Genomic DNA, 19,822 nt, shown 5'->3' with positions numbered 1-19,822 from the left:
GTCATCGGATCGCTCCTATCTTTCCTGGTTTGCCGACCTAAAAGATAGCCGATCCCGTCGCCGCCAACCCACATAGCATCTTGTTCCGGCAATCCATCGGGGTCTCAGTCTCGCTCTATCCACGGACCCTCGGGACAAGCCCGAGGGTGACGATGGGGGGAAGGTTGGCGGTCAGTGAACCGCTCTTCGGCCTCCCCAATTGTCATTGCCGGGCTTGTTCCGGCAATCCATCGCAGTCCGGGTCTCGGGCTTTCCATGGACCCTCGGGACGAGCCCGAGGGTGACGATGGGGGGAAGGTTGGCGGTCAGTGCACCGCTCTTCGGCCTCCCCAATTGTCATTGCCGGGCTTGTTCCGGCAATCCATCGGAGTCCGGGTCTCGCTCTTTCCATGGACCCTCGCGTCAAGCGCGAGGGTGACGATCTGGGGGAAGGTTGGCGGTCAGTGCACCGCTCTTCGGCCTCGCCAATTGTCATTGCCGGGCTTGTTCCGGCAATCCATCGGGGTTCGGGTCTCGGTCTTTCCATGGACCCTCGGGACGAGCCCGAGGGTGACGATGGGGGGAAGGTTGGCGGTCAGTGAACCGCCCCCAGATTCTCAGAGCTTGTTCACCACGATGGCGGCGTAGTTGAGGCTGGCGTCGTCGGGAAAGTATTCACGCACCACATGGGCCGCGTCGGGGGCGGCAAAGCCGATCTTCTGATACATGTCCAGAAGCGGGTCGATCAGGCGGCTGCCCTTCTTCATGAAGACGTACTCGTGGGCCGGCACCGCATCGTTTTTCACGCAGTAGCGCTTGTAGCCCGGGATCACCGCACCGCCGATGACATAGCCGTAGCCGAGGGAGCGTGCCAGCTCCACCTCGGTGCCCACCATGCGCTCGAAGATGTCGCCGCCGCGGGAGTCCTTGTCGATGATGCCTGAGACGATGTAGAGGCTGTTGTAGTCCTCTTGCGGGCCGATGTCGTAGAGGTAGCCCTTGTTGGTGACGTCGTCCCAGTTGGTGAAGCGCTCCGCCTTCGCCGGGTCATAGCTGTAGGGCATGGACGTAATGGTGGCCAGAATGCGTCCGTCCTGTTCCCAGACGAAAAAGCCCTGGGGGTACTTCTCCAGGCGCGCTTCGAACTTGTCGCGTGGCGCCCGGGCCATCTCCGGCCAGCTCTCCTCGACCGCCATGATCTGATCCATATCCTCCGCGGTGGCGTTGCGGATGGTGACACTCATGGGATTCCTCCGGGAAGATGGGGTTTGCGACCGCTTGGCAGATGCTTAGGGCATTTTATGTTTTGACGGCACCGGCCCGCTCCCCCTCCCGACCAACCATAGGATACTGGCGCTGGGTGGTCGGGAGGGGGAGCGGGCTGGAACCGATCCGACGAAAGTCGGAAACGCTATAGCATCCAAACAAGCGGGAAATTGGTGAACAAATCAATAAGCAAAAAGGGCAGGGGGCCCGGCCCCGCGGAGGCCGGATCAGGCGGCCTTGCGGGTGGCCAGATAGATCCCCGGCAGCACCAGAAGGGCACCGACGAGATGATAGATCTCAAGCGTCTCGCCCAGCAGCAGGAAGGCCAGGACGCCGTTGTAGAGGGGGATGAGGTACATCAGCAGGCTGGTCGGCCCGGCCCCCAGGCTGCGCTGGATCAGCGCGTAGACCTGATAGGCGCCGAAGGAGGCGACGAGGGCGAGGAACCCGACGGTGATGAAACTGGAAGGGGCAAGAGGCGGCAGGTCGCCGCTCAGACCCTCGGCGATGGTGAAGGGCAGGAGCACCAGCACGCCGCCGGCTGCGATGGCGGCGAAGCGCACCATCAGCGGCATGGCCGAAGGGCGGTGCTGCAGCAGGATCGCATAGACGGCCCAGGCACAGACGGCACCGACGGTCCAGAGATCGCCGGCGGCGAAACGCAGGCCGAGGAGCTGGTTGAAATCGCCGCGGCAGACGATGGTGATCACCCCCACCAACGACAGCGCGATCCCCACGCCCTGGTGCGCCGACAGGGTCTCGCCATAGGCAAGGCGGGCCAGCAGCACGATGAGGATCGGGGAAGCGGCGTAGATCAGCCCGATGTTGGTCGCCGTTGTGGTGTCGGCGGCGATATAGACGAAAGCCCCGCAGACCCCCATGCCCAGCGCGCCGAGGACCAGCAGGTCGCGCCATTCGCGGCGCACCGCCGCGCGATGCTGCCAGAGGGCCGCCGCGGTGAAGGGCATGAGCAGGAGCAGGGTGCAGGCCCAGCGCCAGAAGGCCAGGGCGACCGGCGGGAAGAGATCGTGGGTCGCCCGCGCGGTCAGCATGTTGGAGGCGAAAAGCGCCGGCGCGATGAACAGCAGGACGAAGGCGAGTTGCCGCTCGCTGAGCCCCAGCCGCGTCCGGCGCGGCGCCGAGGTGGTTTCTTCGCTTACCATGGACCTTCAGCCCTAGCGGCCCGCCCCCAAGCGGTCAAACGCAGTCCGCGCAAGGCAGTCATGCAGCTTTGCGGGCCGGGTGAGGGTCAGGGGCTCGCCAGCGCCGCGTAGAAGTCCGCGGGAAGCCCAGCCTCCTGCCGGGCGCCGTCGTTGAACGGCGGTTTGAGCCGGCCCCTGAAGTGGGCCCGCACCAGCGCCTGCCAGGTCGCCCGCGGATCGAGCCCACGATCCGCGCAGACATGATCGAACCAGCGCTTGCCGATGGCGACGTGGCCGATCTCTTCGCGGTAGACGATCTCCAGAATCGCGGCGCTCTCCTCGTCCTCGACGGCGCGCAGCTTGGCGATCATCGCCGGCGTGACATCCAGGCCCCGGGCCTCCAGGACCAGGGGCACGACCGCGAGGCGCGCCAGCAGATCGTGGCTGGTCTCTTCGGCGGCCTCCCAGAGCCCGTCATGGGCCGCCAGCGCCCCGTAGTGGCTGCCGAGGGCCTCTAAACGCTCGGAGAGCAGCAGGAAGTGCTTGGCCTCCTCCGCGGCGACGCGCAGCCAGTCGTCGCAGAATGCTCGCGGCATCCCCTCCGTTGTGAAGCGGGCGGGAATGTCGCAGGCCAGGTCGATGGCGTTCAGTTCGATATGAGCGAGCGCATGGAGCAACGCGGTGCGGCCCGTGATGCCGCGCGTGATCTTGCGCTTCGGCACCTCCGCCGGTCGCCTGAGTTCAGGCGCTGCCGGGCGCTGTGGCCGCTGCGGCGGACGGCTGCTGCCCAGCGTGGCGATGCGCCCGCCCGCCCAATCCGCAGCCATGGAGCGGACCAGGGCCGCCTTGCGCTCGGGCAAGGGCTCTTCCAGAACGCCCACCGCCCGATCCGTCAGTCCGCTCATCCGGTAAGTCCGATCCTCAGCGCTGTTGAGCGAAGGCGCGGTCAGAGCGTCTCCGCCGCCTCCAGGACGGCATCGACATGGCCCGGCACCTTCACCTTGCGCCATTCGCCGCGCACCACGCCCTTCTCGTCGATCAGAAAGGTCGCCCGCTCGATCCCCATGTACTTCTTGCCGTACATGGATTTCTCGACCCAGGTGCCGTAGGCATCGCAGACGCTGCCGTCCTCGTCGGAGGCCAGGGTGAAGGACAACTCGTACTTGGCCTTGAACTTGTCGTGCTTGGCGACGCTGTCCTTCGACACGCCGATGATCTCTGCATCGAGCTTTGAGAAGTCGGGAAGGGCGTCGCGGAAGCCGCAAGCCTCCTTGGTGCAGCCCGGCGTGTCGTCCTTGGGATAGAAGTAGAGCACGACCTTGCGCCCCTTCAGGTCCTTCAATGCGACCGAGCCGCCGCCGTCGGTGGCCATCGTGAAGTTCGGCGCCTTCTTCCCGAGTTCGACCATGGATGCTGTCTCCCTGTGTTGCTGCGTCAGATGAAAGAAAGTCTCTGGCGTGAAGCCCTGGCGTAAAGATCGTGCAAAGTCGCGCCGGGTCAAGGCGCGCGATGCACACCTAGGGCAGGGCCACCTGATCCGCTTCGCCGGAATCGGCCGGGGCGGCAGCGTCGATAGTATCGACGAAAACGCCGTGTACCCAGGCCAGGGTCGTGACCAGGGTTTCGCGCAACTCCGCGAAGTCTTGCAAACCGACGGTGGCGGCAAGGGAGGCCTGGAGCGCCGGCGAAAGGCTGTCGGCGTCGAAGGCGGGCCCCACGGTGAGCCGCAGGGCCTCCTGCACCTGGCGAAGAAAGCGCGTCGCCTCGACGAGGCGCAGGGCCTGGTCCTGATCGAGGACGCCGGCGTCGGCCAGCCGTGAGAAGGCGGCCTGCGTGGCGGTCGCCAGGACATCGGGGTTGTCGGCGGCGGAGCGGAGCTGCAGGTACTGGGCGAGGAACTCCAGGTCGATCAGGCCGCCTGCAGCGTACTTCACGCTCCAGATCGACTTCGCCGGATGCTCCTTGTGCAGCCGCCGGCGCATGGCGGCGACGTCGGCCAGCAGGGCCTCGCCGTCGCGCGGGCGCGAGAGGATGTGCCGCAGGGTCTCATCTATTCTTGCGGCGAGGTCGGCGGGCCCGGCGATCACCCGTGCCCGGGTCAACGCCATATGCTCCCAGGTCCAGGCCTGTTCGGCATAGTAGCGGCGAAAGCCGGAGAGCGAGGTGGCGATGGGACCGGCGTTGCCCGAGGGGCGGAGGCGCATGTCGATCTCGTAGAGCGTGCCCTCGCCGGTTTGGGCCGTGACCGCGTTGATCAGGCGTTGCGCCAGCCGCGCGTAATAGCGCGGCGGGTCCAGCGGCTTCGCACCGTCCGACTGGCGCTCTTCCTGGGGCAGCTCGTAGAGCAGGATCAGATCGAGGTCCGAGGAGACGGTCATCTCCCGTCCGCCCATCTTGCCCAGGGCGACGACGGCCAGGCCGCTGCCGTCCAAATAGCCGTGGTTGCGCGCAAGGTCGTCGATGACCGGCTGGTAGAGCGCGCGCAGGGTGGCGGCGGCGATGTCGCTGAGGGCGCGGCCGCTGTCGTCGACGGTGCCCTTGTGGCGCAGGATATGGACGCCGACCTGAAAGCGCCGGTCGTTGGCCCAGCGGCGGGTGAGATCCAGGCAGTCCTGCAGATCCTGGGCTTCGGCCAGCGCGGTCTGCAGCTCGCGCTCCAGCACCGCGCTCTCGGGCAGCGGATCGAAAAAGTCCTGGGAGAGCACCGCCTCCAGCAGCGAGGGATTGCGGCTCAGCCGCTCCGCCAGAACCGGCGCGGAGCCCATGATTTCGGCCAGCAGCTCCAAGAGCCGCGGATTGCTGCAGAGCAGGGAGAAGATCTGGACCCCCGCCGGCAGGCCGGCCAGGAAGCTGTCGAACTTCACCAGGGCCTGGTCCGCCTCGCGGGTCTTGCCGAGCAGTTCCAGAACGTTGGGCACCAGCTCGGTCAGCAGTTGCCGGCTGCGGGTCGAGCGGACGGCGCGGTAGCGGCCATGGTGCCAGCCGCTTACGACCTTCCAGGCGCGCTCCGGGCTTTCGAAACCCAGGCCCGCCAGGGTCGCCAGGGTTTCCGGGTCCGGATCGCCCCCGGTGAACACCAGGTTGCCCGGCCCCGAGAGAGAGGGCGACTCCTCGAAGAGGTGGGCATAGTGGTCCTCGACCGTGCGCAGGCGGGTCAGCAGCGCGTCGCGGAAGGCCGCCGGCTCGGCGTAGCCGAGAAAGACCGCAAGCCCGTCCACCGCCTCGTTCTCCTGGGGGATCACGTGGGTCTGCTGGTCTTCCACCATCTGCAGGCGGTGTTCCAGGCGCCTGAGGAAGTCGTAGGCCTCGCCGAGGCTCGCGGCCACCGCCGGTTCGACGTGCCCCTTGGCCGCCAGCGCCGCCAGGGCATCCTTGGTTTTCGGGGCCCGCAGGTCCGGATCCCGGCCGCCCCAAATGAGCTGTTGGGTCTGGGCGAAGAACTCGATCTCGCGGATGCCGCCGCGGCCGAGCTTTATGTTGTGGCCGTTGACGGCGATGACCGAGCCGCCCTTGTGGGCGTTGATTTGGCGCTTGATGGAGTGAATGTCCTCTATTGCCCAGAAATCCAGGTGCTTGCGCCAGACAAAGGGCTTCAGTTCCTCCAGGAAGCGGGCGCCGAGGGCACGGTCGCCGGCAATCGGCCGGGCCTTGATCATGGCCGCGCGTTCCCAGTTCTGACCCAGGCTCTCGTAGTAGGTCAGGGCGGCGTTAACGCTGATCGCCAGCGGCATGGCACTGGGGTCGGGCCGGAGGCGCAGGTCGGTGCGGAAGACATGGCCCTCGGCGGTGCGCTCGTCCAGCACCCGCAGCAGGTCCCGCGTCAGGCGCACCATGCCCTGCTGGACCCCGCGGCTGTGGCGGTAGTCCACCTGCTCGGGGTCGAAGAGAACGATAAGGTCGATGTCCGAGGAATAGTTCAGCTCGCCGGCGCCGAGCTTGCCCATGCCCAGGATTGTCACACCGCAGGTCTCGCTCGGCATCTCGGCCGAGTCGTCGATGGCAAGCTCGCCGCGCGCGGCGGCCTGGCGCAGCAGCCCGCTGAGGGCCGCGTCCACGGCGGTGTCGGCGAAGTCCGAGAGCGCCTGCGTGACCGCCGCAACGTCCCAGAATCCCGCGATATCGGCATAGGCGATGGCGAAGGCGGCCCGGCGGCGAAGGCCGCGCAGGCGCCTCATCAATTCCGCTTGATCGGCGCTGCGAGAGGCCTTGCTTTTGAGGTCCTCAAGGACTTTCCTGAGGACCCATTGCGGCCCATGGTTTAAAACATCAGATAAAAGACTGATATCTGATGTGAGGCATTGGCTCAGGAAGGGCGAATTCGCGAAAACGGATTGCAGCAGCTGCGGTCCGGCTGGCGATTTGTCCAGTTCGGCTATGGCATCCAGAAGGGCGGCGTCTGCCGTACTTTCAAGGCATGACCGCCATCGTTCCAGCCAAGCATCGCCTTGAGACGGCCGTAGCGCGCCTGGCAGAGCGGAAACGTCAGGTAGGTAGGGGAGTTTAACCATCTCGCAAGGCTCACCACGCGATCAGACTGCGGAAAGTGATCCGGCCGGTCAAGGGCCGGATGCCGGGCAGTCTCGGCCGGAGCCTGCCGAGGCGGCCGCGCAGGAAACTCAGGAACGGCAGGAGCCGCGGGGCGGCCGGCGCCGGCGCTCCGGCGGCAGCCGGACGATGCGTCTCTGCGTAGAGATCGTTGGCGGGGTCTTCGCGGCCCTGGTGCTGATCGTCGCGGTTGCCGTGTGGCGGCTGTCGGAGGGGCCGGTGCGGACCAGTTTCCTCACCCCCTACCTGCAGGAGGCCTTCAGCGAGAGCGGCGGCAACACCATCGAGATCGGCGAGACTTTCCTGGTCTGGGACGGCTGGGCTAGGGATGTTGTCCTGCATGCCTCCGACATCGTGGTCCGCGACCCCGACGGCCGGCGCATCGCCTCGCTGCCGGAAGTGGCCTTGGAGCTCAGCAGCAGCGCCATGCTCCAGGGCACGGTGGCCCCCAACCAGGTCGAGATCATCGCGCCCCGCATCCGCCTGCTGAGAGACAGCGACGGCAAGATCAGCTTCGGCGGCGACGGCGGCCGCCTGGCAGTCCCGGAGGGTACGGCAGGGACCGTCGAGGACCTGATGCCTGACAGTGGTGCCTCCGAAGGGGCGGCCAGTGGCGGCAACAACGACGAAGCCGTGGTCCTCGGCGGCATCATCCGGGAGCTCCTGAGCGAACGCACGCCGGGCAATCCGCTTTCGTTTCTGGACGAGGTGCGCATTCGCGACGGACAGATCTTTGTCCGCGACGAGAAGCTCGGGCTGTCCTGGGCGGCGCCGGCCGCCGACATCTCGCTGCGCCGGGATGTTGTCGGCCTTGCCGGCGACATCAGCCTCGGTTTTGTCGGACACCGGGACCCGGCGACCCTCGATGCCGCGTTCCTCTTCGACAAGCGCGACGGCATCGTCGATCTGGCCGCGGGGTTCTCCGACATCAGCCTGGCGAACCTGGCCACGGCCTTTCCGCGACTGGCGCCGATGGGCGGCATCACCTCGCGGATCAGCGGATCGATCGCGACGTCCATTTCCCTGGAGGGCAGCGTCGGACCGACGGGCTTCGAGGTCCAGGGGTTTGCCGGCACCCTGTCCATCCCCGGTGTGACGATGGACCCATTGCCGATCCGCGATCTCGCCATGAAGGGGCGCTACGACGACGGCCGCGCGCGCTTCGATCTCGACGAGGCCCGGATTCGCCTGGGCAGCGAGGAGCGGCCGGGGCCCGTGCTGACGGTGTCCGGGGTGCTGGATCACGACCCGGAGACCGGTGGCGATTGGACCATCGATGTCGATGCGGCGCTGGAGGATGTGGACCTGGCCGAGCTGGACCGCTACTGGCCGCCGGCCGTCGCCACCGGTGCGCGACCCTGGATCATGGAGAACGTCACCGGCGGCCGGGTCCAGCGGGCGACGGCCAAGACCAAGGTGCTGGTCCCGCAGGGCGACTTCGAGGCAGCCGATCTGGCGAGCCTTAGCGGCACGCTGACCTACAGTGGGCTGGAGGTCCACTATCTGCGGCCACTGCCGCCCATCGTCGATATTGCCGGAACTGCCGAATTCGACGCAGACCGCTTGCACTTCGCCATTGACTCCGGTTCCCTGCTGACGCTTGCCCTCGGCCAGTCCAGGGTTGAGATCGACGGCTTCAACGATGTCGATCTCGCGCGCGGGATCTACGAGCAGCTTTCCATCGAGACCAAGGCCGCGGGGCCGATCTTCGATGCTTTGTCGGTGCTTGAGCATCCCCGCCTGGACCTGCTGTCCTCGCTCGGCCTCTCGGCCGAGGGCAGCGGCGGCACACTGGCCGCCGATCTCGGCTTTCAGTTCCCGCTGACCAAATCGCTCTCCTTCGACGACATAACGTTGCAGGTCGCCGCCACGGTCCAGGACGCGGTTCTGAGGAACGTGCTGCTGGGGCAGGACATGACCGATGGGCGCCTGGCCCTCACCCTCGACCAAAGCGGCATGGAACTCTCCGGCCCGCTGACGCTGGGCGGCGTCGCGCTCGACGCGCGCTGGAAGGAGAGCTTCCTGGAGAACCCGAAGTTCCGCACGGTGATCGATGCCGAGATCGCCAGTGTCGACGATGTGGGCCGCGCGCGCTTCGGTCTGGACATCGGCGAGGTCGTGTCCGGCCCCATAGCCGCCAAGATCTCTTACGTATCGCAGGACGGCCAATTCTCCACGCTGGACGTGGCATCCGACTTGAAACGGGCGTTGATCGATCTGCCCGAAATCCACTGGAAGAAGGAGGTCGGGACCGAGGGCAGCCTGCGAATGACCATCGACATGGACGACGACGGCCCGGCGGCCTACCGCGACATCATCCTACAGGCTGGCGATCTGGTCGCCCGCGGGCAGGCACGGCCGGGGCCCGACCGCGAAGGCCTCGCCTGGATGAGCTTTGAGCGGGTCGCCTTCGGCCGCAGCGATCTCAAGGAGGTCGTGGTCGAACAGAGCGGCGGTGGCTATGCGGTGGCGATCGCGGAAGGCGTGCTGGATGCCGAGCCGTTCCTGATCAAAGACAAGGACCCCGCCGCGGAGCCGGAGGAAGTGACGGAGCCGGCGGCGGAGACGGAGGAAACCCCGGCCGATCCGCCGCGCACCTTCGAGCCCCTGTCGATCCGCGCCCCCAATCTGGAGCGGCTTTACTTCGCCGACGAGCGCCGCCTCGAACTGGTGAACCTGGAACTGGTCAGGACTCAGGCCGGCTGGGAAACCATCCGCCTCTCCGGCAGCATACCCAAGCAGTACTGGTCGCCGCGCGAAGAGCCGTCCGAACCGGCCGAGGGCGGGGGCGATGGCGGCAACGGGGAAACGGGTTTGTCCCTCGACCGGCGCTTTCTCCAGCTTTCCCTGGCGCCCAATGCCTCCGGCAGCGGCCTGCGCCTGCTCGCCAAGAGCGATGACCTGGGCGCTCTGTTGCGCGCTGTCAACATCGCCGACACCATTGTCGGAGGCAGCATTCAGGTCACCGGCTCCAGCACCGGGCCGACCCCGACCCATCCCATCCAGGCCAAGGTGGCGGCCCGCGATTTCGTCATGGTGAACGCGCCGGTCCTGGCCAAGCTGCTGACGGTCGCGTCCTTCACCGGCATGCTCGACATCCTGAGTGGCGACGGCATCGGCTTCCAGGGACTGGACGGCGAGTTCATTCTCGACGACGGCGTTGCCTCGACGGAGCTGATGCGAGTCTACGGCGCCGCCCTGGGACTGACCGCCAAGGGGACCATCGACTTCGACGAGGATGCGATCGACCTGGTCGGCGCCGTCGTCCCCGCCTACTCGGTCAATAACTTCCTCGGCAACATTCCGATCATTGGGCCTATCCTTGTCGGCCGGGAAGGCGAAGGCCTGATCGCCGTAACCTACGGCGTCAAGGGCGCGGTCACGGACCCGGAGGTCAGGGTCAATCCGCTGACCGCCCTGGCGCCCGGGTTCCTGCGCAACATATTCACCGCCGACCCCGACGAAACCGAGAACTTCCGGGCCGTTCCCGAGCGGATCGACCGCTGATTCTACAGCGGCGTGGGCCGGGGCCGCTTCGCCCTCGGCCGCAAGTCCGTCAGGCGACCCGGATCAGGGCGTGTCGCTTCTTTCCCGCCGAAAGCTTGATCACACCTTCGTCGTTGCGGTCGGCCAGGCTGACGTTCTGCAGTTCGTCGGCGATGGGAACGTCGTTGAGGCGCCCGCCGCCGCCCTTGATCAGGCGCCGGGCCTCCCCGTTGCTGTTGGCCAGACCGGCACGGCGCAACAGTTCATAAGCGGGGACCCCGCTGTTCAACTCGGACTCCGGCACCTCGATGGTGGGCAGGCCCTCGGCACTGCGGCCTTCCTCGAAGGTCTGCCGGGCGACCTCGGCCGCCTGCTCGGCGGCCGCATCCCCGCGGCAAAGCCGGGTCGCCTCGTTGGCGAGGATCTTCTTCGCCTCGTTGATCTCCGAACCCTGCAGTGCTTCCAGGCGGGCGATCTCCGAGAGCGGCAACTCGGTAAAGCGCCGCAGGAAGGTGCCGACGTCCGCGTCCTCCGTATTGCGCCAGTATTGCCAGTAGTCGTGGTTCGAGAGCTTCGCCTCGCTCAGCCAGACCGCGCCCGCCGCCGTCTTGCCCATCTTGGCGCCCGAGGCAGTGGTCACCAGCGGCGTCGTCAGGCCATAGAGTTCGCGCTGGTCGATGCGCCGGCCCAGTTCGACGCCGTTGACGATGTTGCCCCATTGGTCGGAGCCGCCCATCTGCAGGCAGCAGTCGTAGCGCCGGCTCAGCTCCAGGTAGTCGTAGGCCTGGAGGATCATGTAGTTGAACTCCAGGAAGGTCAGCGGCTGCTCGCGGTCGAGCCGCAGCCTGACGCTGTCGAAGGTCAGCATGCGGTTGATGGTGAAGTGCGGGCCGACGTCGCGCAGGAAGTCGATGTACTCCAAGCGGTCCAGCCAGTCCGCGTTGTTGACCATCATGGCGCCGTTCGGGCTGTCGTCGAACCTCAGGCAGTTTTCGACGGAGGCGCGGATGCGGCCGATGTTGCCGTCGATCTGTTCGGCGGTCAGCAGCCGGCGGGCTTCGTCCTTGCCGGAGGGATCGCCGATCTTGGTTGTGCCGCCGCCCATCAGGGCGATGGGCCGGTGACCGGTCTGCTGCAGCCAGCGCAGCAGCATGATCTGCACCATGTTGCCGACGTGCAGGCTGTCGGCGGTGGCGTCGAAGCCGATATAGGCCGTGATGCATCCCTTGCGGGCGCGCTCGTCCAGCGCCTCCAGGTCCGTACACTGATGGATGAAGCCGCGTTCCTGAAGAACGCGGAGAAAGTCGGATCGGGGCGCAGTCATGGTTGGTCCTGGTCTTTCGGCCCCCTGGTCCCAGGGCTTGGGTCTCTGGGCCTTATCGGAACGTTATGGTTTTCGACGATATCTTGCCGCGGGCGCAGGCATTTAACACAATCCCCTGGCGATCACAATTTGTCCGCCGGCGGAAAAGCGGAGAGGAACAAGCGGAGGTGACGGAACCCATGGCCGACCGATCCCCGGACAAGGCGCAACCCTGGGCCCTCGGGCTGATGAGCGGGACCTCGCTGGACGGCATCGACGCCGCGCTGATCCGCAGCGACGGCCGCGCGCGGGTCGACTGCGGTGCGGCGCTGTCGCTGCCCTACGACCAGGATCTTCGCGGTCAGCTCCGGTCCGTCCTGGGCGGCCAGGGACCGGTGGAGGCGGTGGAACGGGCCCTGACCCGCAGGCATGCCGAGGCGGTCAAAAACCTTCTGGAGACCGCCGGTCTGGGCCCCGACGACATCAAGGTGATCGGTTTTCACGGGCACACTATCCTGCACCGGCCCGAGGAAGGGCGGACCTGGCAGATCGGCGACGGCGCGCTGTTGGCGGCGGAGACCGGCATCGACGTGGTCTGCGACATGCGCAGCCGCGACGTCGCCCTCGGCGGCGAGGGCGCGCCCCTGGTGCCGCTCTATCAGGCCGCGCTGGCGGCACCGCTGGAGCGGCCGCTGGCGGTCCTCAATGTCGGCGGGGTCGCCAACGTCACCTGGATCGGTGCCGGCCGGCTGGACGCTGAGGGCGGCAACGCTGGCGCGCCGGTCCTGGCCTTCGACACCGGCCCCGGCAATGCCCTGATCAACGACTGGGTCGAAGCCCACAGCGGCGAGCCGCTGGACCGGGACGGCGCCCTGGCCGCCGCCGGGCAGGTCTCGGAGAAGGCCTTGGAGGCCCTGCTCGACAATCCCTACTTCGCGCGCCGGCCGCCGAAATCGCTGGACCGCGACGACTTCTCGGCCGCGTCCCTGGGCGCGCTGTCGCTGGAGGACGGGGCGGCGACCCTGACCGCCTTTACCGCGGCCGGCGTTGCCTTGGCCCAGGCCTTTTTTCCTCAGCCGACGGTCCGCTGGCTGGTGACCGGCGGCGGGCGCCACAACCCGACCCTGATGGCGGCGCTGGCGCAGCGGCTCGGGGTGCCTGTCGAGCCGGTGGAGGCCGTCGGCTGGCAGGGCGATGCGCTGGAGGCGCAGGCCTTCGCCTATCTCGCGCTGCGTTCCCTGGCCGGACTGCCGCTCACCCTGCCGGGCACCACCGGGGTGCGCGAGGCCGCCAGCGGCGGCCGCCTCCACGTCGCCGCCTGACCTTTAGCGGGAATCAGGCCGCGGGCTACCGGGCCGCGGAGCGGCTCGCCGTGCCGGTCAGGGCCTTGCCGAGGTAGTCGTCGACGTGGCCTTCCAGAAGGTCCATTTCGTTCTGAAAGAAGTGGCCGGCCCCGGGCACCAGGCGATAGTCGATGACGATGCCGCGCTGGGCGGAGAGCTTGGCCACGAGCTTGGCCACAGATGGCTCGGGCACCACTTCGTCGGCGTCGCCCTGAATGATCAGCCCGGAAGAAGGGCAGGGCGCCAGGAAGCTGAAGTCGTGCATGTTGGCCGGCGGCGCCACCGAGATGAAGCCGCTGATCTCCGGCCGGCGCATGAGCAGCTGCATGCCGATCCAGGCGCCGAAGGAGAAGCCGGCGATCCAGCAGGCCGTGGCGCCCTGGTTATAGGTCTGCAGCCAGTCGAGCGCCGAGGCGGCATCGGAGAGTTCGCCCTCGCCGCGGTCGAAGCTGCCCTGGGAGCGCCCCACCCCGCGAAAGTTGAAGCGCAGCACCGAGAAGCCCTGACGCACATAGGCGTGAAACAGGGTGTAAACGACCTTGTTGTTCATGGTTCCGCCATGCTGCGGATTGGGGTGCAGCATGAGTGCAATCGGCGCATTCGCCTGCTTGCTGTGGTGGTAGCGTCCTTCAAGACGGCCTTCCGGCCCGTTGAAGATCACGTCAGGCATAGACCAATCGTTCCCTATTCCTCATCGACCCGGCTGCCGACTGCGGGTAGCGCTTCGGCGGCCGTCCAATCGCCAAGCACAGCAGGCAGCGCGGGCGTGCCACACCAATAACCATCCAACTAGATTGGGCTTTTCAGGTTAAAGGCGATGACGGCCCCAGCCGCCGTGCGTTCTTTGGGTCATTCCTCTTCTGGCAGAAACTTGACCAAATTACTCAGACTTACTATCTATCAATCTGTTGCAGGTTCTGGTCGGATCGGCGCATGATCTGCCAGCCAGGCCGCAGCAGGCGGCAAAGGGCCGCGATCATAGCACGACGGGCAAAGCCATGTTCAAGTCTCTGAGGAGCGAAATCGACGCCACCATGCAGCGCGATCCCGCTGCGCGCTCACGCTTGGAGGTGGTGCTTTGCTATCCCGGCTTTCAGGCCATCATGCTCTATCGCCTCGCCAATACCTGTTGGCGCCACCGCTGGTTCCTCCTGGGCCGCTGGATCTCGGCCATCGGACGCATCATCACCGGGATCGAGATTCACCCCGGCGCCAGGATCGGCGAGCGGTTTTTCATCGATCACGGCATGGGCGTTGTGGTCGGCGAGACCGCCGAGATCAGCGACGACGTAACGCTCTATCAGGGCGTGACGCTGGGCGGGGTCTCCCCCAGCGTGGACAGCGACAGCCAGCGTAACACCAAGCGGCACCCCACCCTCTTGGACGGGGTGATCGTCGGATCGGGCGCACAGGTCCTGGGCCCGATCACCGTGGGCCGCTGCGCCCGGGTCGGCGCCAACGCCGTGGTCACCAAGGACGTGCAGGACTGTGCCACCATCGTCGGCATTCCCGGTCGCGCCGTTCAGACCCAGAAGAAGGTGGAAGCCGAGAAAGCGCCCTTCGTCGCCTACGGCACGCCCACCGGGAACATACCGGACCCGGTCGCCCGCGCCCTCGACGGCCTGCTTGACGAGGTCCAGAGCCTGCGCGCCAGGGTCAACGAGTTGGAGGGCCGGGCGCAGCCGTCCAATGCGGACGGCGTGGCCGTGGAGGGCGACGAACGGGACGACGAAGCCGTTGCCGTGACCGAGGGGAAGTGCTGAGAGACTGAGGGAATCGTGGGGCCGTCGGGGCCCCGGAAGGGAAACGAAGGTGAAACTGAGCACCAAAGGCCGCTACGCCGTGATGGCGATGTGCGATCTCGCCAGCCACACGGAAGACAAGCCCATCGCCCTTGCCGACATCGCCGAACGGCAGGAGATCTCCCTGTCGTATCTCGAGCAGCTCTTCGCCAAGCTGCGCCGCGGCGGATTGGTGAAGTCGGTGCGCGGCCCCGGCGGTGGTTACCTCCTGGCGCACAAGGCCGCCGAGACCCGCATCTCCGACATCATTCTCTCGGTCGACGAACCGATCCGGGCCACCCGCTGCATGCCCGGCCAGCCCATGGGCTGCCGCGGCAACCAGAGCCGCTGCCAGACCCACGACCTCTGGGAAGAGCTCGGCAATCAGATCTATCTCTACCTCTCCTCGGTGACGGTCGATGACGTGATTTCGCGCCGGGTGCTAGGCACCAGCGGTTTGATGCCGCCGGGCGGCGGCGCCGAAGAGGCGGGCGGGGAAGGGCTTCTACCGTCCGAAGCGGCGGCCCAGCCGCCCGCTATGGGATAGACGCCGGGGCTGTCCCTTGGGACCGCATCCGGGCGCCCTCTAGCGGCCGCCTTCGCACCAGCCTTCGTCAGAGCGAGATCCGAGTGAGATCCGAATGACCGCCTACCTCGACTACAACGCGACGGCGCCGCTGCGGCCGGAGGCGCAGGCTGCGATGGTCGAGGCCTTGGCCGAGCCGGGCAATCCCTCCTCGGTCCATGGCGCGGGCCGCCGGGCCCGGCGCCTGGTCGAGGAGGCACGGGAGAAGGTGGCGGCGCTGGCCGGCGTGGACCCGGGCTGGGTGATCTTCACCTCCGGCGGGACCGAGGCCAACAACCTGGCGCTGCGCGGCCTCGGCAGCGGCCCCCGGCTGGTATCCGCCGGGGAGCATGACTCGGTTCTGCAGGCTGTGCCGCAGGCGCGGCGCCTGGCGCTGCTGCCCAATGGCCAGCTCGATCTCGGCGACCTCGACGTTGCCCTGGAAGAGACGCCGGCCGGGGCCCTGGTGTCGGTGATGCTGGCCAACAACGAAACCGGCGTCCTGCAGCCCGTCGAAGCGGTGGCCGAACGCGCCCGCGCCGCCGACGCCCTGGTCCACTGCGACGCGGTGCAGGCGGCCGGCAAGCGGGCGCTGGATATGGCTGAACTGGGCGTCGACTGCATGACCCTCTCGGCCCACAAGCTGGGCGGGCCCCCGGGCGTCGGTGCGCTGATCTGTCCCGAGACCCTGCCGCTCACGCCGCTCCTACAGGGCGGCGGGCAGGAGCGCAGACGCCGGGCGGGCACCGAGAACCTGCCGGGGATCGCCGGCTTCGGGGCCGCCGCCGAGGCCGCCTCGGGGGATCTGGCGTCCTTTCAGGCGGTGGCACGGCTGCGCGACCGCCTCGAGGACGAGGCGCGGCGGATCGCCCCCGACCTCAAGGTCTTCGGCGCCGAGAGCCCGCGCATCGCGAACACGAGCTGTCTGGCTGTTGCCGGACTGGCGGCGGAGACCCAGATCATGGCCCTCGACCTGGCCGGGGTCGCCGTGTCGGCGGGGGCCGCCTGTTCCTCCGGGAAGGTCCAGCCCTCCCACGTGCTGACCGCCATGGGCGCCTCGGCCGCCGAGGCGGCCTCGGCGATCCGCGTCAGCTTCGGTTGGCAGAGCCGCGATGACGATGTAAATCGGTTCCTTTCGGCCTGGGGCGACCTCTATCGCCGCAGCCAAGCCGCCTGAAGGGGAAGCGGAGAGGGATGACGGACAGCGGCCCGGATTTGAAGCCAGATCAGAAGGATATGCCGAACCGTGCGGTGCGGCCGGTCTTTCTGGACAATCAATCGACCACGCCCACAGACCCGCGCGTGGTGGAGGCCATGTTGCCGTTCTTCACCGAGCGCTTCGGCAACCCGCATTCCACGGACCATGCCTATGGCTGGGATGCGGAGGAAGCGGTCGAGCGCGCCCGCGGCGACCTGGCGGCGCTGATCGGCGCCTCCCCGCGCGAGGTGGTCTTCACCTCCGGCGCCACCGAGGCCAACAACCTGGCGATCAAGGGCGCGGCCCGCTTCCGCAAAGCCGAGCGCCCCCACGTCGTCACCTGCGCCACCGAGCACAAGTGCGTGCTGGAAAGCTGCCGCCAGTTGGAGCGGGAGGGCTTTCGCGTCGATGTCCTGCCGGTCAAGGCGGACGGCCTGATCGATCTGGACCTGCTGGCGGAGGCCGTCGGTGAGGAGACCGCCATCGTCACCGTCATGGCGGTCAACAACGAGATCGGCGTCATCCAGCCCCTGGCCGAGATTGCCGCCATCTGCCGCGCGAAAGGCGCCTACTTCCACAGCGACGCGGCCCAGGCGGTGGGCAAGATTGCGCTGGACGCGACCGCCCTGGGCCTGGATCTGCTCAGCATCTCCGGCCACAAGTTCTACGGGCCCAAGGGCATCGGCGCCCTCTTCGTGCGGCGGCGCCCGCGGGTCCGCCTGGAGGCGATGATCGACGGCGGCGGCCAGGAGCGGGGCCTGCGCTCCGGCACATTGCCGACGCCGCTCTGCGTCGGCCTCGGGGCCACCGCGCGCCTGGCGCGGGAGGAACTGGCCGACGAGGAGGCGCGCATTTCAGGCTTGAAGGCGCGGCTTCTTGAAGGCATTACAGGCCGCCTCGATGGGGTGCGGCTGAATGGCAGCGCCGAGGCGCGGATCGCCGGCAACCTCAATCTCGCCTTCGAAGGGGTCGATGCCGAGGCGCTGATGCGGGCCATGCCGCGTCTCGCCGTTTCCACCGGCTCGGCCTGCACCTCCACCTCGGTGGAGCCGTCCTACGTCCTGCAGGCCCTGGGGCTGCCGGAGACACGCTCGCGCGCCTCCTTGCGCATCGGGATCGGGCGTTTCACCACCGAGGCCGAGGTCGATCTGGCGATCGAGGAACTGGTGTCCAAGGTCACGAGCCTGCGCGCTAAGGGCAGCGCGGCGGCGGAGTAGGAGCAGGAGTTAGATGCCGAAGTTGGTGTTCGTCGAAAAGGACGGCAATCACAAGGAAGTGGAGGCCCCAGCCGGCCTTTCGGTCATGGAGATCGCCCACCGCTTCGATGTCGATATCGAAGGCGCCTGCGAGGGTTCCCTGGCCTGCGCCACCTGCCATGTCATCGTCGACGAGGGCTGGTACGACAAACTGGGCGAGCCCTCCGAGGACGAGGAGGACATGCTCGACCTCGCCTTCGGCCTGAAGCCGACCTCGCGCCTCGGCTGCCAGATCATCATGAGCGACGAGCTCGACGGCCTGGTCGTGGCGCTGCCCCGCGAAGTCAACAACATGCTTGGTTAGGCGGCCTCACGGGTCCGCGGCTGCCTCCAGAGCGTCGATGTCGCCCGCGACGATGGCGGACAGATTTGCGGTGATCTGCACCACCGGCCAGTCCCACCAGCGCAGTCTCAAGAGCCGGTCGATGGTCTGCTGCGGCAGGCGCTGGCGGATCACCCGTGCCGGGTTGCCGGCGACCACCGCATAGGGCGGCACCTCGGCCGTCACCACCGCCTCGGCGCCGATGATGGCGCCGTCGCCGACCGTCACCCCGGGCATCAGCGTCGCGCGATGGCCGATCCAGACGTCGTTGCCGACCAGCGTGTCGCCGCGCTGCGGCCAGGCCGCCGGCTTGGCCCCGGCCCAGGCGCCGCCGAAGGTCGAAAACGGGTAGGTGGAAAGCCCGTCGCTGGCGTGATTGCCGCCGTTCATGATGAAGGTGGCGCCGCTGGCGATGGCGCAGAAGCGTCCGATGACCAGCCGGTCGCCGATGAAGGGGAAGAGGTAGCGCACGTTGCGCTCGAAGCCCTCGGGATCGTCGAAGTCGTGGTAGTAGCTGTAGTCGCCCACCACGATCTGCGGGTTCGTGACCACGGCCTTCAGGAAGACCACCGAGCGGTCGTCGCCGAGCGGGTAGCGGGTTGCGGGATCCGGTGCCTTGGCCATCTCTGCTCCTGGACGCTCTCTTCGGCGCGCTGCCTTAGCCGCCTGCCGGCGGCTCTGCCACCGTTTCGGACAGGACCCAGTCCCGGAACATCCGCACTCTCGGATCGGCAAGCCGCTCGCGCCGGTACACCAGATAATAGCCTTCGCCGGTCGCAACGGAGAGATCGAAGGGATAGACCAGGGCACCGGACGCCACTTCTGAGTCGATGTATCCCGAATAGCCCAAAAGGATGCCCTGTCCGTTCAAGGCGGCGGCCACTGCCATGGAATACTCGCCGATGTGGAGCTGGCGAAACGGCTCGATGCTGCCGATCCCGGCTGCTTCGAGCCACTGCTCCCAATGGTCGTAGTCGTCGCGAATGAGGATCTGTCCGGCCAGGGCCTCGGCGGGGGAAAGGCCGGCAATCTCCCGATGGACACCGGCTGCACAAACCGGAGAGACGGAAAAGCCCAGGATCCGCTCTGCTTCGACATCGGGCCAGCGCCCCTTGCCGTAGCGCAGGGCCACGTCGGCCTCTCCGGCCTTGAGGTCGACGACGCGATAGGTGCTGAGGATCGCGGTATCGATGTCGGGATGCTGCAGGCGGAAGCGCTGGAATCGGGGCATCAGCCAGCGCAGCCCGATCTCCGAGGTCAGACTGATGGTCAAAGGCCGGGAGGGATCGGGCCCGAGCAGGTCCGCGGTGGCCTGGGCGAGGCCGGCAAAGGCGTCTTCCACCGCCCCGCGGTAGCGGCGCCCCGCTTCGGTCAGCGACAGCCCTTTCGGCGAACGCCGCAGCAACTCCATCCCCAGTTCCTTCTCCAGGCCGCGGATGCGGTGGCTCACGGCGCTCCCGGTGATGCCGAGAAATGCGGCGGCTGCGGCCTGGCTGCCCAGGCGCGCCACGGCCTCGAAGGCCTGGATGCCTCTTAGCGAGGGAAGTCGTTGCATGGGTTGTTTGTAGCTTGAAGAAATCTCAATAGCTGTTGCAGTCTTCGCGTTTGAAACTGTCATAGATTAGAGCAATGCTCC

Annotated in this window: 16 protein-coding genes; 7 read left to right on the top strand and 9 right to left on the bottom strand. The window is 67.4% G+C overall.

What is annotated here, in order from left to right; all coding sequences use genetic code 11:
- Nucleotides 1-596: 596 nt before the first annotated feature.
- The 5 genes from Q0996_RS07520 to Q0996_RS07500 form a co-directional block, all read right to left on the bottom strand.
- The gene (locus tag Q0996_RS07520; protein ID WP_299617277.1) at nt 597-1,223 is read right to left on the bottom strand and encodes a hypothetical protein; all 627 of its coding nucleotides are present in this window, start codon (nt 1,221-1,223) and stop codon (nt 597-599) included.
- Nucleotides 1,224-1,472: 249 nt separating this feature from the next.
- Nucleotides 1,473-2,408: a DMT family transporter gene (locus Q0996_RS07515; protein WP_299617276.1), complete on the bottom strand. Its 936-nt coding sequence runs from the start codon at nt 2,406-2,408 to the stop codon at nt 1,473-1,475.
- 86 nt (nt 2,409-2,494) lie between these two features.
- Nucleotides 2,495-3,292, bottom strand: coding sequence for a ferritin-like domain-containing protein (locus Q0996_RS07510; RefSeq protein ID WP_299617275.1), 798 nt, complete (start codon nt 3,290-3,292; stop codon nt 2,495-2,497).
- A gap of 41 nt (nt 3,293-3,333) precedes the next feature.
- Nucleotides 3,334-3,795, bottom strand: coding sequence for a thioredoxin-dependent thiol peroxidase (gene bcp, locus Q0996_RS07505; protein WP_299617274.1), 462 nt, complete (start codon nt 3,793-3,795; stop codon nt 3,334-3,336).
- 109 nt (nt 3,796-3,904) lie between these two features.
- A complete protein-coding gene (locus Q0996_RS07500) occupies nt 3,905-6,895 on the bottom strand; it encodes a bifunctional [glutamine synthetase] adenylyltransferase/[glutamine synthetase]-adenylyl-L-tyrosine phosphorylase (protein WP_299617254.1) in 2,991 nt (996 codons plus the stop codon).
- Nucleotides 6,896-7,061: 166 nt separating this feature from the next.
- Between Q0996_RS07500 and Q0996_RS07495 the strand changes: the two genes are divergently transcribed.
- Nucleotides 7,062-10,439 carry a DUF3971 domain-containing protein gene (locus tag Q0996_RS07495; protein ID WP_299617252.1) on the top strand — a complete coding sequence of 1,126 codons (3,378 nt, stop codon included), beginning with the start codon at nt 7,062-7,064 and terminating at the stop codon, nt 10,437-10,439.
- 49 nt (nt 10,440-10,488) lie between these two features.
- On the opposite strand, the gene tyrS is transcribed toward Q0996_RS07495, so the two are convergent.
- Nucleotides 10,489-11,742 carry a tyrosine--tRNA ligase gene (tyrS, locus tag Q0996_RS07490; RefSeq protein WP_299617250.1) on the bottom strand — a complete coding sequence of 418 codons (1,254 nt, stop codon included), beginning with the start codon at nt 11,740-11,742 and terminating at the stop codon, nt 10,489-10,491.
- Nucleotides 11,743-11,921: 179 nt separating this feature from the next.
- Here tyrS and Q0996_RS07485 point away from each other — a divergent pair, with 179 nt between their 5' ends.
- Nucleotides 11,922-13,043 carry an anhydro-N-acetylmuramic acid kinase gene (locus Q0996_RS07485; protein ID WP_299617248.1) on the top strand — a complete coding sequence of 374 codons (1,122 nt, stop codon included), beginning with the start codon at nt 11,922-11,924 and terminating at the stop codon, nt 13,041-13,043.
- Nucleotides 13,044-13,068: 25 nt separating this feature from the next.
- On the opposite strand, the gene Q0996_RS07480 is transcribed toward Q0996_RS07485, so the two are convergent.
- Nucleotides 13,069-13,734 carry an alpha/beta hydrolase gene (locus Q0996_RS07480; protein WP_299617246.1) on the bottom strand — a complete coding sequence of 222 codons (666 nt, stop codon included), beginning with the start codon at nt 13,732-13,734 and terminating at the stop codon, nt 13,069-13,071.
- Between the two features lie 328 nt (nt 13,735-14,062).
- Between Q0996_RS07480 and epsC the strand changes: the two genes are divergently transcribed.
- The 5 genes from epsC to Q0996_RS07455 all read left to right on the top strand — a co-directional run bounded on the left by epsC (nt 14,063) and on the right by Q0996_RS07455 (nt 18,168).
- Nucleotides 14,063-14,827 carry a serine O-acetyltransferase EpsC gene (gene epsC, locus Q0996_RS07475; RefSeq protein ID WP_367575661.1) on the top strand — a complete coding sequence of 255 codons (765 nt, stop codon included), beginning with the start codon at nt 14,063-14,065 and terminating at the stop codon, nt 14,825-14,827.
- A gap of 49 nt (nt 14,828-14,876) precedes the next feature.
- A complete protein-coding gene (locus tag Q0996_RS07470) occupies nt 14,877-15,392 on the top strand; it encodes an Rrf2 family transcriptional regulator (protein ID WP_299617242.1) in 516 nt (171 codons plus the stop codon).
- Nucleotides 15,393-15,486: 94 nt separating this feature from the next.
- Complete coding sequence (locus tag Q0996_RS07465; RefSeq protein ID WP_299617240.1) at nt 15,487-16,587, top strand: cysteine desulfurase family protein; 1,101 nt, start codon at nt 15,487-15,489, stop codon at nt 16,585-16,587.
- 17 nt (nt 16,588-16,604) lie between these two features.
- Nucleotides 16,605-17,825, top strand: a complete 1,221-nt coding sequence (locus Q0996_RS07460; protein WP_299617238.1) for an aminotransferase class V-fold PLP-dependent enzyme — start codon at nt 16,605-16,607, stop codon at nt 17,823-17,825.
- Between the two features lie 13 nt (nt 17,826-17,838).
- Entirely contained in the window at nt 17,839-18,168 is a 330-nt protein-coding gene (locus tag Q0996_RS07455; protein ID WP_299617236.1) for a ferredoxin family 2Fe-2S iron-sulfur cluster binding protein, read from the top strand.
- 6 nt (nt 18,169-18,174) lie between these two features.
- On the opposite strand, the gene Q0996_RS07450 is transcribed toward Q0996_RS07455, so the two are convergent.
- Together Q0996_RS07450 and Q0996_RS07445 are read right to left on the bottom strand one after the other, a co-directional pair.
- Nucleotides 18,175-18,810 (bottom strand): CatB-related O-acetyltransferase, encoded by a 636-nt coding sequence (locus tag Q0996_RS07450; protein WP_299617234.1) that lies wholly within the window; start codon nt 18,808-18,810, stop codon nt 18,175-18,177.
- Between the two features lie 34 nt (nt 18,811-18,844).
- On the bottom strand, nt 18,845-19,741 hold the full coding sequence (locus Q0996_RS07445) for a LysR substrate-binding domain-containing protein (RefSeq protein WP_299617232.1): 897 nt from the start codon (nt 19,739-19,741) through the stop codon (nt 18,845-18,847).
- Nucleotides 19,742-19,822: the final 81 nt, after the last annotated feature.

Origin of the sequence: Pelagibius sp. (assembly GCF_028289705.1) — a bacterium.
Classification (GTDB): Bacteria; Pseudomonadota; Alphaproteobacteria; order Kiloniellales; family Kiloniellaceae; genus Pelagibius.
Note: the sequence above shows the minus strand (reverse complement) of the source record. Positions and strands in the feature narration are given on the sequence as shown.

Bases quoted from the DNA above. Each gene is read 5' to 3' on its own strand.
- tyrS (WP_299617250.1), bottom strand. From the start codon at position 11,742: ATGACTGCGCCCCGATCCGACTTTCTCCGCGTTCTTCAGGAACGCGGC.
- Q0996_RS07485 (WP_299617248.1), top strand. From the start codon at position 11,922: ATGGCCGACCGATCCCCGGACAAGGCGCAACCCTGGGCCCTCGGGCTG.
- Q0996_RS07500 (WP_299617254.1), bottom strand. From the start codon at position 6,895: ATGGTTAAACTCCCCTACCTACCTGACGTTTCCGCTCTGCCAGGCGCG.
- Q0996_RS07510 (WP_299617275.1), bottom strand. From the start codon at position 3,292: ATGAGCGGACTGACGGATCGGGCGGTGGGCGTTCTGGAAGAGCCCTTG.
- bcp (WP_299617274.1), bottom strand. From the start codon at position 3,795: ATGGTCGAACTCGGGAAGAAGGCGCCGAACTTCACGATGGCCACCGAC.
- Q0996_RS07460 (WP_299617238.1), top strand. From the start codon at position 16,605: ATGACGGACAGCGGCCCGGATTTGAAGCCAGATCAGAAGGATATGCCG.
- epsC (WP_367575661.1), top strand. From the start codon at position 14,063: ATGTTCAAGTCTCTGAGGAGCGAAATCGACGCCACCATGCAGCGCGAT.
- Q0996_RS07445 (WP_299617232.1), bottom strand. From the start codon at position 19,741: ATGCAACGACTTCCCTCGCTAAGAGGCATCCAGGCCTTCGAGGCCGTG.
- Q0996_RS07450 (WP_299617234.1), bottom strand. From the start codon at position 18,810: ATGGCCAAGGCACCGGATCCCGCAACCCGCTACCCGCTCGGCGACGAC.
- Q0996_RS07465 (WP_299617240.1), top strand. From the start codon at position 15,487: ATGACCGCCTACCTCGACTACAACGCGACGGCGCCGCTGCGGCCGGAG.
- Q0996_RS07455 (WP_299617236.1), top strand. From the start codon at position 17,839: ATGCCGAAGTTGGTGTTCGTCGAAAAGGACGGCAATCACAAGGAAGTG.
- Q0996_RS07495 (WP_299617252.1), top strand. From the start codon at position 7,062: ATGCGTCTCTGCGTAGAGATCGTTGGCGGGGTCTTCGCGGCCCTGGTG.
- Q0996_RS07515 (WP_299617276.1), bottom strand. From the start codon at position 2,408: ATGGTAAGCGAAGAAACCACCTCGGCGCCGCGCCGGACGCGGCTGGGG.
- Q0996_RS07520 (WP_299617277.1), bottom strand. From the start codon at position 1,223: ATGAGTGTCACCATCCGCAACGCCACCGCGGAGGATATGGATCAGATC.
- Q0996_RS07480 (WP_299617246.1), bottom strand. From the start codon at position 13,734: ATGCCTGACGTGATCTTCAACGGGCCGGAAGGCCGTCTTGAAGGACGC.